At 62.2% G+C, this 15,053-nt stretch carries 12 protein-coding genes and 1 riboswitch; of the genes, 10 read left to right on the top strand and 2 right to left on the bottom strand.

The window, feature by feature from the left end; translation table 11 throughout:
• Window positions 1–29: 29 nt before the first annotated feature.
• Complete coding sequence (locus tag AC0IYH_RS21690; protein WP_116627366.1) at window positions 30–1,469, bottom strand: TolC family outer membrane protein; 1,440 nt, start codon at window positions 1,467–1,469, stop codon at window positions 30–32.
• Window positions 1,470–1,665: 196 nt separating this feature from the next.
• A riboswitch (TPP riboswitch) is annotated at window positions 1,666–1,771 on the top strand.
• A 145-nt stretch (window positions 1,772–1,916) separates the two neighbouring features.
• On the opposite strand from AC0IYH_RS21690, the gene thiC reads away from it, so the two are divergent.
• Together thiC and cytX are read left to right on the top strand one after the other, a co-directional pair.
• Window positions 1,917–3,806, top strand: coding sequence for a phosphomethylpyrimidine synthase ThiC (thiC, locus tag AC0IYH_RS21685; RefSeq protein WP_122774811.1), 1,890 nt, complete (start codon window positions 1,917–1,919; stop codon window positions 3,804–3,806).
• A gap of 147 nt (window positions 3,807–3,953) precedes the next feature.
• Window positions 3,954–5,243 carry a putative hydroxymethylpyrimidine transporter CytX gene (gene cytX / locus AC0IYH_RS21680; RefSeq protein ID WP_116627364.1) on the top strand — a complete coding sequence of 430 codons (1,290 nt, stop codon included), beginning with the start codon at window positions 3,954–3,956 and terminating at the stop codon, window positions 5,241–5,243.
• On the opposite strand, the gene AC0IYH_RS21675 is transcribed toward cytX, so the two are convergent.
• On the bottom strand, window positions 5,212–5,949 hold the full coding sequence (locus tag AC0IYH_RS21675) for an RsiV family protein (protein WP_116627363.1): 738 nt from the start codon (window positions 5,947–5,949) through the stop codon (window positions 5,212–5,214). The genes cytX and AC0IYH_RS21675 overlap by 32 nt on opposite strands.
• Window positions 5,950–6,141: 192 nt before the next feature.
• On the opposite strand from AC0IYH_RS21675, the gene AC0IYH_RS21670 reads away from it, so the two are divergent.
• From AC0IYH_RS21670 to AC0IYH_RS21635, 8 genes are all read left to right on the top strand, one after another.
• Window positions 6,142–6,759 (top strand): NUDIX domain-containing protein, encoded by a 618-nt coding sequence (locus AC0IYH_RS21670; RefSeq protein ID WP_116627362.1) that lies wholly within the window; start codon window positions 6,142–6,144, stop codon window positions 6,757–6,759.
• Window positions 6,750–7,199, top strand: coding sequence for a DUF1249 domain-containing protein (locus AC0IYH_RS21665; protein ID WP_116627361.1), 450 nt, complete (start codon window positions 6,750–6,752; stop codon window positions 7,197–7,199). The genes AC0IYH_RS21670 and AC0IYH_RS21665 overlap by 10 nt, the downstream gene beginning before the upstream one ends.
• A gap of 98 nt (window positions 7,200–7,297) precedes the next feature.
• A complete protein-coding gene (gene cpdA / locus AC0IYH_RS21660) occupies window positions 7,298–8,113 on the top strand; it encodes a 3',5'-cyclic-AMP phosphodiesterase (protein ID WP_471836111.1) in 816 nt (271 codons plus the stop codon).
• A 143-nt stretch (window positions 8,114–8,256) separates the two neighbouring features.
• On the top strand, window positions 8,257–8,865 hold the full coding sequence (locus AC0IYH_RS21655) for a YqiA/YcfP family alpha/beta fold hydrolase (RefSeq protein WP_116627358.1): 609 nt from the start codon (window positions 8,257–8,259) through the stop codon (window positions 8,863–8,865).
• Between the two features lie 54 nt (window positions 8,866–8,919).
• Window positions 8,920–10,824, top strand: a complete 1,905-nt coding sequence (gene parE / locus AC0IYH_RS21650) for a DNA topoisomerase IV subunit B (protein ID WP_116627357.1) — start codon at window positions 8,920–8,922, stop codon at window positions 10,822–10,824.
• Window positions 10,824–11,819, top strand: coding sequence for an esterase-like activity of phytase family protein (locus AC0IYH_RS21645; RefSeq protein WP_122774806.1), 996 nt, complete (start codon window positions 10,824–10,826; stop codon window positions 11,817–11,819). The genes parE and AC0IYH_RS21645 overlap by 1 nt, the downstream gene beginning before the upstream one ends.
• 73 nt (window positions 11,820–11,892) lie before the next feature.
• Entirely contained in the window at window positions 11,893–14,157 is a 2,265-nt protein-coding gene (parC, locus tag AC0IYH_RS21640) for a DNA topoisomerase IV subunit A (RefSeq protein ID WP_122774805.1), read from the top strand.
• A 177-nt stretch (window positions 14,158–14,334) separates the two neighbouring features.
• Entirely contained in the window at window positions 14,335–15,042 is a 708-nt protein-coding gene (locus AC0IYH_RS21635; RefSeq protein WP_116627354.1) for an ABC-type transport auxiliary lipoprotein family protein, read from the top strand.
• Window positions 15,043–15,053: the final 11 nt, after the last annotated feature.

Raw genomic sequence — 15,053 nt, 5'->3', positions numbered from 1 at the left:
GCCCCTCCCACATTTGGATCTATGTTGAATCAGTAACCTGGGCGGGCCTTGAGCTGCTCCGCCGCAGCCTTGGCCAGGTCCGGCGGCAGGAAGTCGCGGTCCGGGTTGTAGTCCGCCTTGAGATACCGCGCCAGGTCCTGCAGATCCCCTGGGTTCAACGTACCCGCCGCCTGCTTCAGGCGCAGGTTGTCGAGGATGTAGTCGTAGCGGCTGTTGTTGTAGTTGCGCACCGACGCATAGAGCTGGCGCTGTGAATCCAGCACATCGACGATGTTGCGCGTGCCCACCTGGTAACCGATTTCCGTGGCTTCCACCGCGCTCTGGTTGGAGATGATCGACTGGCGGCGCGCCTGCACCTGCTCCACGTCGGTGTTCACCGCGCGGTGCAGGTTGCGGGTGTTTTCCACCACCTGGCGGCGCAGGCCCTCGCGCTGTTGCTCGGTCTGGCCCAGGCGCGAGTAGGACTCACGCACCTGCGAGCTGGTCAGTCCGCCGCTGTAGATGGGGATATTCAGGCGCAGGCCGATGGTGCGTTGCTCCACATCACCGCGATACGGCGTGCCGAAGGCATTCGGGTTGCTGAAACCCAGCGCGTCGTTGTCACCTTTTTCGTATTGCGCCACGGCGTCCAGGGTCGGCGCATGCCCGGCCTTGCGTTGCTTGAGGGTTTCTTCGGCGGCAGTCACCGCGTAGTTGCTGGCGAGCAGGTTGAGGTTCTGGCGGCCGGCCGTCTCGACCCAGGCCTTGGCATCATTCGGCAGCGGTGGCAACACCGGCAACGTGTGCACAATGCCCTGGATCGAGTTGTACTGGCGGTTGGTCAGGGTGATCAGCGCTTCAAAGGCGTCGTCGACCTGGCGCTGGGCCAGGATCCGGTTGGCCCGCGCGGTGTCGTAGCTGGCCTGGGACTGCAGCACGTCGGTCTTGTCCGACAGGCCGACGTCGAAGCGTTCGTTGGATTGGTCCAGCTGGCGCTTGAAGGCGTTTTCTTCGGCCTTGGTGGAGGCCAGGTTGTCCTGGGCGCGCAGCACGGCGAAGTAGCTTTCGGCGCTTTGCAGGATCAGGTTCTGTTCGGTGGCCGACAATTGCAGCGCGGCCTGCTCATTGGTGGCCTCGGCCGCTTGCAGCTGGAACCAGCGGTCGGCGCGGAACAGCGGCTGGCTCAGGGTCGCGCGCCAGGAATGCGCATCGCGGTTGGCGGTGGCGGCTGGGGTGTCGATCTGGGTGCGCACATTGTTGATATCCGCGCCACCCGACAGGTTTGGCAGCAAGCCTGCGCGCGCCTGGGGCACCACTTCTTTTTGCGCGCCGTATTGGGCGCGGGCGGCGGCCAGGTCGGCGTTGTTGTCCACCGCTTCCTGGTAGACGCTGACCAGGTCGGTTTTCGCGGACAAGGGCGCTTCAGCTGCCCAGACCATTCCGTTGGTCGCACAAGACACGGCGAGCGCCAGTGAGAGTTTGCGCAGCATGAGGCGATCCCTAGATTAAATATTATGGTGATAATTTAGCGCCCAAGGCTAAGGCTGGCCAATCCCGGCGTCAAGCACTGTGGCGGCAATCGAGTGTAGTGGCGGTGACACGGCGCAACAATCCCGCAATCACGCCATTCATCACGCTGAATGCTCCGCTATTGGCAATTTGCCCGCGGCTTGGTCTAGACTGGCCGCGTTCTTGTCGGGGTGCCTTGTTGGAAGGCTGAGATCGGTAAATACCGGATCCCGTTGAACCTGATCAGGTTAGCGCCTGCGTAGGGAACAAGATTTCTCGTCACCCGGCGAGTCCTCTTGTGCTTCGTCCGGGATGTTGTTCGACAATCGAACAGCCCGTGCGCCAAGCACAGCACTGGTTTCAGTGCGTCCATCCGTCTCAGGTTCGCTCCGACAACAATCCACCGCCTGGATAAGTTGGAGCCCGTGATGAGTACAAAACCAAAAAACACCGTGCATTTGAGTGAATCGGCCAAGGTCGACTCCGGCTCTGTGCAGCCGTTTACCCGCTCGCAAAAAATCTATGTACAAGGCACCCGCCCGGACATTCGTGTGCCGATGCGCGAAATCAGCCTGGACGTGACCCCCACCGATTTCGGCGGTGAAATCAACGCGCCCGTGGTGGTCTACGACACTTCCGGCCCCTACACCGACCCCAATGTGATCATCGACGTGCGCAAAGGCCTGGGCGATGTGCGTTCGCCGTGGATCGAAGTGCGCGACGACACCGAGCGCCTGTCGGGCCTCAGCTCGCATTTCGGCCAGCAGCGCCTCAGCGACGCAGAGCTGACTGCCCTGCGCTTCGCCCACGTGAAGAACCCGCGTCGCGCCAAGGCCGGGGCCAACGTCACGCAGATGCACTACGCGCGCAAAGGCATCATTACTGCCGAGATGGAATACGTCGCCATCCGCGAAAACATGAAGCTTGAAGAAGCCCGCGCCAGCGGCCTGCTGGACCAGCAACACGCCGGCCACAGCTTCGGCGCCAGCGTGCCGAAAATCATCACTCCGGAATTTGTGCGCGAAGAAATCGCCCGTGGCCGCGCGATCATCCCGGCCAACATCAACCACACCGAGCTGGAACCGATGATCATCGGCCGTAACTTCCTGGTGAAGATCAACGGCAACATCGGCAACAGCGCCCTGGGCTCGTCCATCGAAGAAGAAGTGGCAAAACTCACCTGGGGCATTCGCTGGGGTTCGGACACGGTGATGGACCTGTCCACCGGCAAACACATCCACGAAACCCGCGAGTGGATCATCCGCAACTCGCCGGTGCCGATCGGGACCGTACCGATCTACCAGGCCCTGGAAAAAGTCGGCGGCGCCGCCGAAGACCTGACCTGGGAGCTGTTCCGCGACACCCTGATCGAACAGGCCGAGCAGGGCGTGGATTACTTCACCATCCACGCCGGCGTGCTGCTGCGCTACGTGCCGCTGACCGCCAAGCGCGTCACCGGTATCGTCTCCCGTGGCGGTTCGATCATGGCCAAGTGGTGCCTGGCGCACCACAAAGAGAACTTCACCTACACGCATTTCGACGAAATCTGCGAAATCATGAAGGCCTACGACGTCAGCTTCTCCCTCGGCGACGGCCTGCGCCCGGGCTCGATTGCCGACGCCAACGACGCCGCGCAATTCGGCGAGCTGGAAACCCTTGGCGAATTGACCAAGATCGCCTGGAAGCACGACGTACAAACCATGATCGAAGGCCCGGGCCACGTGCCGATGCAACTGATCAAGGAGAACATGGACAAGCAGCTGGAATGCTGCGACGAAGCGCCGTTCTACACCCTCGGCCCGCTGACCACCGACATTGCACCCGGCTACGACCACATCACCTCCGGCATCGGTGCGGCGATGATCGGCTGGTTCGGTTGCGCCATGCTCTGCTACGTCACGCCCAAGGAGCACTTGGGTCTGCCGAACAAGGATGACGTGAAGACCGGGATCATCACCTACAAGATCGCCGCGCATGCGGCGGACTTGGCCAAGGGGCATCCGGGCGCGCAGATTCGCGACAACGCCCTGAGCAAGGCGCGCTTTGAATTCCGCTGGGAAGACCAGTTCAACCTCGGTCTCGACCCGGACACCGCGCGCTCATATCACGACGAAACCCTGCCGAAGGACTCGGCCAAGGTCGCGCATTTCTGTTCGATGTGCGGGCCGAAATTCTGCTCGATGAAAATCACCCAGGAAGTGCGTGAGTACGCGGCCAACCAGCGCATTGAAGCGGTGGATGTGGATGTGGCCAAGGGCTTGGCCGAGCAGGCGGAGCGGTTCAAGCAGGAAGGGAGTCAGCTTTACAAGAAGGTCTGATCCCGGATTGTAGATGCCTGTAAGGGCCTCATCGGGGGCAAGCACCCTCCCACAGTTTTGAAAGTGTTCACAATTCAAAATGTGGGAGGGGGCTTGCCCCCGATAGCAATCACCCAAACAACAAAATGCCCCTCAGAGATACCACCCTTGAACATCCAACCCAGCACCTATTCCCCCGACATCAAGGTGCCCGCTGACAAAAGAGTCTTCGGCGCCCGCGACCTGTTCTCCCTATGGTTCTCCCTCGGCATCGGCCTGATGGTCCTGCAAACCGGCGCCCTCCTGGCGCCGGGCCTGGGCCTGTCCGGCTCGCTGCTGGCAATTTTCCTCGGCACCCTGGTGGGCGTGCTGCTGCTGGCCGCCGTCGGCGTGATCGGCAGCGACACCGGCCTGTCCGCCATGGCCGCCCTCAAGCTCAGCCTCGGTGCCAAAGGCGCGAGCCTGCCGGCGTTGCTGAACCTGCTGCAGCTGATCGGCTGGGGCTCGTTCGAAATCATTGTGATGCGCGACGCCGCCAGCCTGTTGGGCACTCGAGCGTTCAGCGACGGCAGCCTGTTGGCCAGCCCATTGCTGTGGACCCTGTTTTTCGGCGGTCTGGCGACCCTGTTGGCGGTCAGCGGCCCGCTGACTTTCGTGCGGCAGATCCTGCGCAAATGGGGCATCTGGCTGCTGCTCGCCGCTTGCCTGTGGCTGAGCTGGAACCTGTTCGCCAAGGCCGACCTCGCCGCCCTCTGGGCTCAGGCCGGTGATGGCTCGATGCCGTTTGCGGTGGGTTTTGATATCGCCATCGCCATGCCACTGTCGTGGCTGCCGCTGATCGCCGATTACTCACGTTTCGGCAAGCGCGCCAAAAGCGTGTTCGGGGGCACCGCGCTGGGCTTTTTTATCGGTAATTTCTGGCTGATGAGCCTGGGCGTCGCCTACACCCTGGCGTTTGCGCCGAGCGGTGAAGTGAATGCGCTGTTGCTGGCGTTGGCCGGGGCGGGCCTGGGGATTCCGCTGCTGCTGATCCTGTTGGACGAGTCGGAAAACGCCTTTGCCGACATCCATTCGGCGGCGGTGTCCAGCGGCATGCTGTTGCGCGTGAAGGTTGAGCACCTGGCGTTGGCCATTGGCGTGGTCTGCACGTTGATCGCGTGTTTTGCACCCCTGGCGCAATACCAGAACTTCCTGTTGCTGATTGGCTCGGTGTTTGCGCCGCTGTTCGGTGTGGTGCTGGTGGACCACTTCATCCTGCGTCGCCGAGGCCAGGGCGTGGTCGCCAGCCTGCGTTGGACGGCGCTATTGGCCTGGCTGGGTGGCATCGGGACTTACCACTTGCTGGCCAACCTGTACCCGGATATCGGCGCGACCCTGCCGGCACTGGTGCTGGCAGGGCTGTTGCAGTTCATCCTGGGTCGGGCCTTCAGTGGCGCACAGGCACCAGCTCAGGCTTGAGGATGCCGTCCAGGCGCGAATAGGGAATCTGCAACTCGACGTGGCCCAAGGCATACGGCGCGATGGTGGTGGTGGGGTACTTGAGGATCACGCCGCCGTAGGTCAGTGCCACGTTCGGGGTTTTCTGGAAGGGGTAGGTTTTCACGAACTCCGGCTCCAGGCTCAGGCGCGTACTGATCAGCCAGCTGTTGTGCGCAACCTGGGCGGCCTTCCAGAAGGCCTCTTCCTTGCCGGGCAGCAGCATGTCGGTCAGCGACAGGGCCTTTTGCTGCTGGCGCGAATAGTTGATGAACGCGCGGCCCGGCTCGCCGTGGGTGGCGCCCTGGTCCAGGTAGCTGGACAGTTCGATGATCACCAAGCCGTCATGCTGCTCGCGTACCTTGGCCTGTAGATACATGCTGTTGTTCGGCGCCGCGGTCTGCAGGAATTGCTCGCGATAGGTCGCAAGGCTGGTCGGCAGCGGGTTGGCGCCGCTCATTTCGAGCAGGCGCTGTTCGATCAAGGCATCCAGCTTGGGTTCCTTGGCGAAGTGCACGGTGTCGATATTCACCAGCGCGCAATCGGCGCTGGCGCAGCCCGGCCGGGTTTGTTCGGTGGTGTCGCGGGTGGCTTCCAGCGGGGTGCGCCAGCTGGGTTGGAACAGGCTTTGGCAGGCGCCGAGGGTCAGGGCGATGCAGGCCACAGAAGCGATTTTTAAAAGTGACATGGATGTCCTTCGTCTATCGATAAGAGCGAAATTGTGCAGCTTCGACTACCGGCAAGGCAGTCAGTTCGCCACTAAGCTGATTAGAGTGAGTTTGACCTCCGCCGTCTATCCCGGCAACCGCAAAGGGGCTGCACCAACGGCCGCGAGCGCGTTAGGATGGCGCCCATTGCTCAGGCTTAACGAGGAAGGGATATGACGGACTTTACAAAATCGACGCCGAGCAAGATCGAAATTGTTCAGCGCGACAACGCCTACAAAGGCTTTTACAAGCTTGATCGCGTGCAGCTGCGCCACGAAAAATTCGACGGCGGCATGAGCCGGATCATCAACCGCGAAGTCTTCGTGCGCCACGACGCCGTGTGCGTGCTGCCCTACGACCCGCAACGCGATGAAGTGGTCTTGAACGAGCAGTTCCGCGTCGGCGCCATGGGCCGTACCGACAACCCCTGGATGATCGAGATGGTCGCCGGCCTGATCGACAAGGATGAGCAACCCGAGGAGGTTGCACACCGTGAAGCCGAGGAGGAAGCTGGGCTGACATTCTCCGCGCTGTGGCCGATCACCAAGTATTTCCCGTCGCCCGGCGGCAGTACCGAATATGTCCACTTGTACCTGGGGCGTTGCGACAGCACCGGTGTGGGGGGCGTCCATGGATTGGAAGAAGAGGCAGAAGACATACGCGTTACCACCTGGGCGTTCGAAGATGCCCTGCAAGCGGTGCGTGACGGCAAAATTTCCAACGCAGCCAGCATCATCGCCCTGCAATGGCTTGCGCTTAATCGCGCGGAAGTGAGGGGGTTATGGCAGTAAAGGCACGGGAACGATACCGAGTCGACCTGATCGGGCTGCAAGCCGCCTGCGAGGCCAACTATGCGCGGCTGATGCGCTTGCTCCCCGACATGCGCCACACGCCCGACGCGCGGCGCATCGGCGTGACCCATGGCGACCAGATGCTCGGCGTGCTGGCCCTGGAAGTCATCGTCAACTGCCCGTACACCACCACCCTGCGCGTTCGCCAGGAGCACAGCCTGCCATGGCTGCCGGTGCCGCAACTGGAAGTGCAGGTGTACCACGACGCGCGGATGGCCGAAGTGATCAGCGCCGAACATGCGCGGCGTTTTCGCAGCATCTATCCTTACCCCAATGTGTTCATGCACCAGCCCGATGAGAAAGCACAACTCAATGTGTTCCTCGGTGAGTGGCTGAGCCATTGCCTGGCCCTGGGCCATGAGTTCGAAGTCGTGCGGTAGATGTGAACTGCGTCTGCTTCCAGGGTTTCCTCTTTGCGTCCTGCCCCAGCATAATCGCGCCAACTGTCCATTTCCTGTGATTGCCCTGGGAGAGCGCCTTGCCGAGCGTATCCACCGTGAACCCCGATGCGCCGGCGTTGCTGGTGCAACTGTCCGATAGCCACCTGTTCGCCGAGGCGGATGCCACGCTGCTGGGCATGAACACCCGCGAAAGCCTGCAGCGGGTGATCGAGTTGGTGCGCGAGCAGCAGCCGCAGATTGATTTGCTGCTGGCCACGGGGGATCTGTCCCAGGACGGCACGCTGGAGTCCTATCAGCAGTTTCGCGAGATGACCGCGCCCTTCGGCGTTCCCACGCGCTGGATCCCCGGTAACCACGACGAACCGCAGGTCATGGCCCACGCCGCCGTGCACAGTGATTTGCTGGAACCTGTGGTCGATGTCGGCAACTGGCGCGTCACCCTGCTGGACTCCGCCGTGCCCGGCTCGGTGCCCGGTTACCTGCAGGACCAGCAACTGCAATTGCTCGCCCAGGCCTTGAGCGAGGCGCCGAGCCGTCATCACCTGGTGTGTTTTCACCATCACCCGGTGTCCATCGGCTGCGCGTGGATGGAGCCTATCGGGCTGCGTAACCCTGAGGCTTTGTTTGCCGTACTCGACCGTTTCCCGCAGGTAAGGGCGGTGCTCTGGGGCCATGTGCACCAGGAAATCGACCGCGAGCGCAACGGCGTGCGCCTGTTGGCGTCGCCGTCCACCTGCATCCAGTTCGCGCCGGGCAGCGAGGATTTCAAGGTCAGCGAGCAAGCGCCTGGCTATCGCTGGCTGCGCCTGCATGCCGACGGGCGGTTGGAGACGGGTGTGGAACGCGTCCAGGGCTTCACCTTCACCATCGATTACGGCAGCAACGGCTACTAACCCCTGTAAACACTGATCAAAATGTGGGAGGGGGCTTGCCCCCTCCCACATTAGTACTTTGGTGTCCTGTGGATTGAGGTCATCACACAGCGCTTGGATCCCTGTAAACTGCGCCCTTTTGGCGCAAGCACGGAGAGCCCGGCATGTCCGCTTCGATCCTGTACATCCACGGTTTCAACAGCGCGCCCGCGTCCAACAAGGCCTGCCAGTTGATCACGGTGATGGACCACCTCGGCCTGGCCGACCAACTGCGTGTGCCGGCCCTGCATCACCACCCGCGTCAGGCGATTCCTCAATTGGAGCAGGCCATTGCCGAACTGGGGCGGCCGCTGCTGGTAGGCAGCTCACTCGGCGGCTACTATGCAACCCATCTTGCCGAGCGCCATGGCCTCAAGGCGCTGCTGGTCAACCCGGCAGTAAGCCCGCATCGGATGTTCGACGGTTACCTGGGCACCCAGAAGAACCTCTATACCGATGAAACCTGGGAACTGACCCACGACCACGTCACGGCCCTGGCCGAGCTGGAAGTGCCGGCCCCGCAGGACGCCGCGCGCTATCAGGTGTGGTTGCAGACCGGCGATGAAACACTGGATTATCGCCTCGCCCAACAGTATTACCGGGCCTGTGCCTTGCGCATCCAGGCCGGTGGCGACCATGGTTACCAAGGCTTCGCCGCGCAATTGCCGGCGTTGCTCAGTTTTGCCGGCATTGGCGCAGATCAGTATCAATCCTTCGATTTTTCGGCACTGTAATTGCCTTGGAAACCGCAGGTTACTTTTTAATCGAACGACTCACGACGAGACCCCATGGCCACTCCCAGCGCTAGCTCTTATAACGCCGACGCCATCGAAGTCCTCTCGGGCCTCGACCCGGTGCGCAAACGCCCCGGCATGTACACCGACACCAGCCGGCCGAACCACCTTGCCCAGGAAGTCATCGACAACAGCGTCGACGAAGCCCTGGCCGGCCACGCCAAGTCGGTGCATGTCATTCTCCACGCCGACCATTCCCTGGAAGTGTCCGACGATGGCCGCGGCATGCCGGTGGACATTCACCCGGAAGAGGGTGTGCCTGGCGTTGAGCTGATCCTCACCAAGCTCCATGCGGGTGGCAAGTTCTCCAACAAGAACTACCAGTTCTCCGGTGGCTTGCACGGCGTGGGTATTTCCGTGGTCAACGCCCTGTCCACGCTGGTGCGGGTGCGGGTCAAGCGCGACGGCAACGAATACGAGATGACCTTCGCCGATGGCTACAAAGCCACCGACCTGGCCGTGATCGGCACCGTGGGCAAGCGCAACACGGGTACCAGCGTGTACTTCGCGCCGGACCCGAAATACTTCGATTCGCCAAAATTCTCCATCAGCCGCCTCAAGCACGTGCTCAAGGCCAAGGCTGTCCTGTGCCCAGGCCTGCTGGTTACCTTTGAAGACAAAGGCACCGGCGAGAAGGTCGAGTGGCACTTTGAGGACGGCCTGCGCTCCTACCTGGAAGATTCCGTCAGCGACTTCGAACGCCTGCCCAACGAGCCGTTCTGCGGCAGTCTGGCCGGTAACAAGGAAGCCGTCGACTGGGCGCTGCTGTGGTTGCCCGAAGGTGGCGACAGCGTGCAGGAAAGCTACGTCAACCTGATCCCGACGGCCCAGGGCGGCACCCACGTCAACGGTTTGCGCCAGGGCTTGCTGGACGCCATGCGCGAGTTCTGCGAATACCGCAGCCTGTTGCCACGCGGCGTGAAGCTGGCGCCGGAAGACGTGTGGGAGCGCATCGCGTTCGTGCTGTCGATGAAAATGCAGGAGCCACAATTCTCTGGCCAGACCAAAGAGCGCCTGTCGTCCCGCGAGGCGGCGGCGTTCGTTTCCGGTGTGGTCAAGGACGCCTTCAGCCTGTGGCTCAACGAGCACCCGGAGCTGGGCCTGGCCCTGGCGGAACTGGCGATCAACAACGCTGGCCGTCGCCTCAAAGCCAGCAAGAAGGTCGAGCGCAAACGCATCACCCAGGGCCCGGCACTGCCGGGTAAGCTGGCCGATTGCGCCGGGCAGGACCCGATGCGTTCCGAGCTGTTCCTGGTCGAAGGTGATTCCGCCGGCGGTTCCGCCAAGCAAGCGCGGGACAAGGAATTCCAGGCGATCCTGCCGTTGCGCGGCAAGATCCTCAACACCTGGGAAGTCGATGGCAGCGAAGTGCTGGCCAGCCAGGAAGTGCACAACATCGCCGTGGCCATTGGTGTCGACCCGGGCGCGGCCGATATCAGCCAGTTGCGCTACGGCAAGATCTGCATCCTCGCCGACGCCGACTCCGACGGCCTGCACATTGCGACCTTGCTGTGCGCGCTGTTCGTGCAGCATTTCCGCCCATTGGTGGATGCCGGTCACGTCTATGTCGCCATGCCGCCGCTGTACCGGATCGACCTGGGCAAGGAAATTTTCTACGCCCTGGACGAAGCCGAGCGCGATGGCATCCTCGACCGCCTGGTCGCCGAGAAGAAGCGCGGCAAGCCGCAGGTCACGCGATTCAAAGGCCTGGGTGAGATGAACCCGCCGCAACTGCGCGAGACCACCATGGACCCGAACACCCGTCGCCTGGTGCAGTTGACCCTGGAAGACTACGCCGGCACCTCGGAAATGATGGACATGCTGCTGGCGAAAAAACGCGCGCCGGACCGCAAAGCCTGGCTGGAATCCAAAGGCAACCTGGCCGAGGTGCTGGGCTGATGCGCACAGGTGTCGCCCTGGCGATCCTGATGTTGAGCGGGTTGGCGGCCACCCAGGCGCTCGCTGCGCCTGCGGCTGAGCTGAAAATGCTGTCCGAGCACCCGGTGGACGGCATGCGCGGCGGCAACCTGTCGGGCCTCGCCCTGTGCGGCAAGGAGTTGTGGACGGTTTCCGACCGCGACGACGACCAGATCTATCGCCTCGATATCAGCGCACCGACCTGGCAGGCCGAAGCGGTGAAGATCGACGTGCCGCCAGTGCCTGATTCCGGCTTGCCCTGGGGCCTGCGCTCGCGCACCAAGGCCGCGGCGCTCATCCGTGGTGGCGACCTGGACTTTGAAGGCATCACCTGTGATGCCGCCGGTAACCGCTACATCGTCAGCGAAGCCCATGCCGCCGTGCTGCAAGTGCCTGTGAGCGGGGCGCCCGAGTGGTTGAAAATTGCCCCCGGCATGGTGCGTGAAGCGCGTGCCAGCGGCATGCTGCTGCACTTCAATGCCTTGTTCGAAGGCCTGGCGATAAATCCCGAAGGTAACCAGATTTGGCTGGCGGCCGAGCGCGAGCGACGGGGTTTAATCTCGATCAAGCGTCCACAGAGCCTCTGGGATTGTGACGGCCCCTGCGTGTTGCTGAGCGAGGCCGGCCAGGAAGTGCAACCGGCCAGGTTCCCCAGTGCCAAGGCGGTGTCCAAGGATTTTGCCGATTTGGCACTGTTCAGCGGCAAGCTTTTCACCCTGGAGCGCAATGCATTCCAGATTTGCCGACGCGATCCCATCACGGCCAAAGTTGAGCTGTGCTGGTCGTTTGCCGACGAAACCCTGACGCCTGAGCGTCGCTACGCCCAGCCCTATGGCCTGGCCGAAGCCTTGGTGATCGACGCCGAGGGGGCGTGGCTGGGTATCGACAATAACTTCGGCGCCCGCGCCGATGGCGAAAAACGCCCCGTGGTCTATCGTTTCGCCGCCCCCGCCGGTGGCTGGAGCGCGCGCCCATGAGCTATCCACTTTTTGAATTGAATCAGCGCTGCGGCAGTTCCGCTGCGCCTTACCCAATAATGATGAGGCCCGCATGAGTGACATCCTTGCAGACAGCTTAGACGGCGTAGAACGCCGGTCGCTGGCTGACTTCACCGAAAATGCCTACCTCAACTATTCCATGTACGTGATCATGGACCGTGCCTTGCCGCATATCGGCGACGGCCTGAAGCCCGTGCAACGGCGCATCATCTACGCCATGAGTGAGTTGGGCCTGGACGCCGATTCCAAGCACAAGAAGTCGGCGCGTACCGTCGGTGACGTGCTCGGCAAGTTCCACCCCCACGGCGACTCGGCGTGCTACGAAGCCATGGTGCTGATGGCCCAGCCGTTCAGCTACCGCTACACGCTGGTGGACGGCCAGGGTAACTGGGGTGCGCCGGATGATCCCAAGTCCTTCGCGGCCATGCGTTACACCGAGGCGCGCCTGTCGCGCTATTCGGAAGTGTTGCTGAGCGAACTGGGGCAGGGCACCGCCGACTGGGGCCCGAACTTTGACGGCACCCTCGACGAACCCTTGGTGTTGCCGGCACGTTTGCCGAATATCCTGCTCAATGGCACCACCGGTATCGCGGTCGGCATGGCCACCGACGTGCCGCCGCACAATCTGCGTGAAGTCGCCACGGCGTGCGTGCGTTTGCTCGATGAGCCAAAAGCCACGGTCGAGCAGCTCTGCGAGCATATCCAGGGCCCGGACTACCCGACCGAAGCGGAAATCATCACGCCGCGTGCCGACCTGCTGAAGATGTACGAAACCGGCAAGGGCTCGGTGCGCATGCGCGCCGTGTACCACATTGAAGACGGCGACATTATTGTTACTGCGCTGCCGCACCAGGTGTCCGGCGCCAAGGTGCTGGAGCAGATCGCCGCGTTGATGCAGGCCAAACCGTCGAAATTGCCGCAAGTCGCCGACCTGCGTGACGAGTCTGACCACGAAAACCCGTGCCGCATCGTGATCATCCCGACCAATAGCCGGGTCGACCACGAAGTCCTGATGCAGCACCTGTTCGCCAGCACCGACCTGGAGTCCAGCTACCGGGTCAACGTCAACATCATTGGCCTGGACGGCAAGCCGCAGCTGAAAAACCTGCGCAACCTGCTGGTGGAGTGGCTGGAATTCCGCGTCAACACCGTGCGCCGCCGCCTGCAGTTCCGTCTAGACAAGGTCGAGCGCCGCCTGCACCTGTTGGACGGCTTGCTGATTGCCTACCTCAACCTGGATGAAGTGATCCACATCATCCGTACCGCCGAGCACCCGAAAGCCGAGCTGATCGCGCGTTTCGAGCTGAGCGAGATCCAGGCCGACTACATCCTCGACACCCGCTTGCGCCAGTTGGCGCGACTGGAAGAGATGAAGCTGCGCGACGAGCAAGACGCCCTGCTCAAGGAGCAAGCCAAGCTGCAAGCCCTGCTGGGCAGCGAAGCCAAGCTCAAGAAGCTGGTGCGCAGTGAGTTGATCAAAGACGCTGAAACCTATGGCGATGACCGTCGGTCGCCGATCGTGCAACGCGCCGAAGCTAAAGCGCTGACAGAAACCGAGTTGCTGCCGAACGAGAAAATTACCGTCGTTCTGTCGGAAAAGGGTTGGGTTCGTTCTGCCAAAGGGCATGATATTGACGCCACCGGTTTGTCGTACAAGGCCGGTGATGGCTTCAAGACGGCTGCGGCCGGGCGTTCCAACCAGTTTGCGGTGTTTATCGACTCCACCGGGCGCAGTTACTCGGTGCCGGCCCACACCTTGCCCTCGGCACGAGGCCAGGGCGAGCCGCTGACCGGGCGCCTGACGCCGCCACCGGGGGCGAATTTTGAATGTGTGCTGCTGCCGGAAGACGACGCGCTGTATGTGATCGCTTCCGACGCGGGTTACGGGTTCGTGGTCAAGGGTGAAGACCTGCAGGCCAAGAACAAGGCGGGCAAGGCGCTGTTGAGCTTGCCGAACAACGCCAAGGTGATCCTGCCGCGGCCGGTGGAGAACCGCGAGAGCAATTGGCTGGCGTCGGTGACCACCGAAGGGCGCTTGCTGGTGTTCAAGATCAGCGACCTGCCGCAGTTGGGCAAAGGCAAGGGCAACAAGATCATTGGTATTCCCGGCGAGCGGGTGGCCAGTCGCGAAGAGTACGTGACCGACATCGCAGTGATCCCGGAAGGTGCGACCTTGGTGCTTCAGGCCGGCAAGCGCACGTTGTCATTGCGCCCTGACGACCTGGAACATTACAAGGGCGAGCGTGGCCGTCGTGGTAATAAACTGCCGCGTGGCTTCCAACGAGTGGATGCTTTGCTGGTGGAAACGCCGGTTTAACGCGTATTAGAGCCCTCGATCTACGATTTAACGCGTAGATCGACGCTTTGGCGCTGGAGTCATGGCGCATATTCACGGATGATATGGCCTTTCCAGCGCCGGCGTGGCCGAGCGTGTTTAGGTTATTTTTAAGTATTACATTGTGGTTCGCCTTGTGGCAGCCACCTGGATGGGATGATGACTGCTCCACGCCTTCCTTTTATTTTCATGCTCGCTGGCCTTTTGGGGCTGGCGGGTTGCAGCACTCACCAGCCGGTGTCGCTGTATCAACTGGACAGCGGAAGTCCAGCGCAGCCAGCACAGAGCGCCGGCATGGCCGTCTTGCTTGGCCCGGTGGTCGTGGCTGACTACCTGCAACGCGAAACCCTGCTGCAACGTCAGAACGACGGCAGCCTGCAAGGTTCCACCGATGGTCGCTGGGCGGGCAGTTTATCGTCCGACATCAACCAACTGATGCTGCGCCAGGTGGCGGGTCATCTTGATAGCCAGCGTGTGGTCCTGGCCCCAGCGCCTACCGGCTTCAGCCCCGATGTACAGGTGTTGCTGACGATTACCCGGCTCGACTCCGGTGCTTCGCAGCCGGCGATCCTTGACGCGCAGTGGCGTTTGATCGACCGCCGTGGCCAGGTGCGCGACAACCGTATCGTGCACCTGCAGGAGCAACACACCGGCACCACCGCGTCCCAGGTCCAGGCCCAGGGCGTGCTGTTGCAGAACCTGGCGCAGCAGCTGTCGGTAGCCCTCAAGCCATTGGCCAACCAGCCGCCAATCGCCGAGGCGCCGCGCAAGCAAGCCCCGGTACAGGCCAGGCCGGCAGAGCCGCAGAAACCGAAGATGCCGATGGCCGTGCCAATTCGTACGGATATGGAAGTGTTCCGGTTCTGACCTGAGACCCG

The sequence above is a fragment of the Pseudomonas sp. AC463 genome, assembly GCF_979253585.1.
The sequence above is the reverse complement of the archived record's forward strand: the minus strand, read 5'-3'. Positions and strand labels throughout refer to the sequence as shown.

What these genes read in the sequence shown, in the direction of transcription:
- AC0IYH_RS21690 (WP_116627366.1), bottom strand. Translation starts at nt 1,469, where the DNA reads ATGCTGCGCAAACTCTCACTGGCGCTCGCCGTGTCTTGTGCGACCAAC.
- thiC (WP_122774811.1), top strand. Translation starts at nt 1,917, where the DNA reads ATGAGTACAAAACCAAAAAACACCGTGCATTTGAGTGAATCGGCCAAG.
- AC0IYH_RS21675 (WP_116627363.1), bottom strand. Translation starts at nt 5,949, where the DNA reads ATGTCACTTTTAAAAATCGCTTCTGTGGCCTGCATCGCCCTGACCCTC.
- AC0IYH_RS21670 (WP_116627362.1), top strand. Translation starts at nt 6,142, where the DNA reads ATGACGGACTTTACAAAATCGACGCCGAGCAAGATCGAAATTGTTCAG.
- AC0IYH_RS21665 (WP_116627361.1), top strand. Translation starts at nt 6,750, where the DNA reads ATGGCAGTAAAGGCACGGGAACGATACCGAGTCGACCTGATCGGGCTG.
- AC0IYH_RS21655 (WP_116627358.1), top strand. Translation starts at nt 8,257, where the DNA reads ATGTCCGCTTCGATCCTGTACATCCACGGTTTCAACAGCGCGCCCGCG.
- parE (WP_116627357.1), top strand. Translation starts at nt 8,920, where the DNA reads ATGGCCACTCCCAGCGCTAGCTCTTATAACGCCGACGCCATCGAAGTC.
- AC0IYH_RS21645 (WP_122774806.1), top strand. Translation starts at nt 10,824, where the DNA reads ATGCGCACAGGTGTCGCCCTGGCGATCCTGATGTTGAGCGGGTTGGCG.
- parC (WP_122774805.1), top strand. Translation starts at nt 11,893, where the DNA reads ATGAGTGACATCCTTGCAGACAGCTTAGACGGCGTAGAACGCCGGTCG.
- AC0IYH_RS21635 (WP_116627354.1), top strand. Translation starts at nt 14,335, where the DNA reads ATGACTGCTCCACGCCTTCCTTTTATTTTCATGCTCGCTGGCCTTTTG.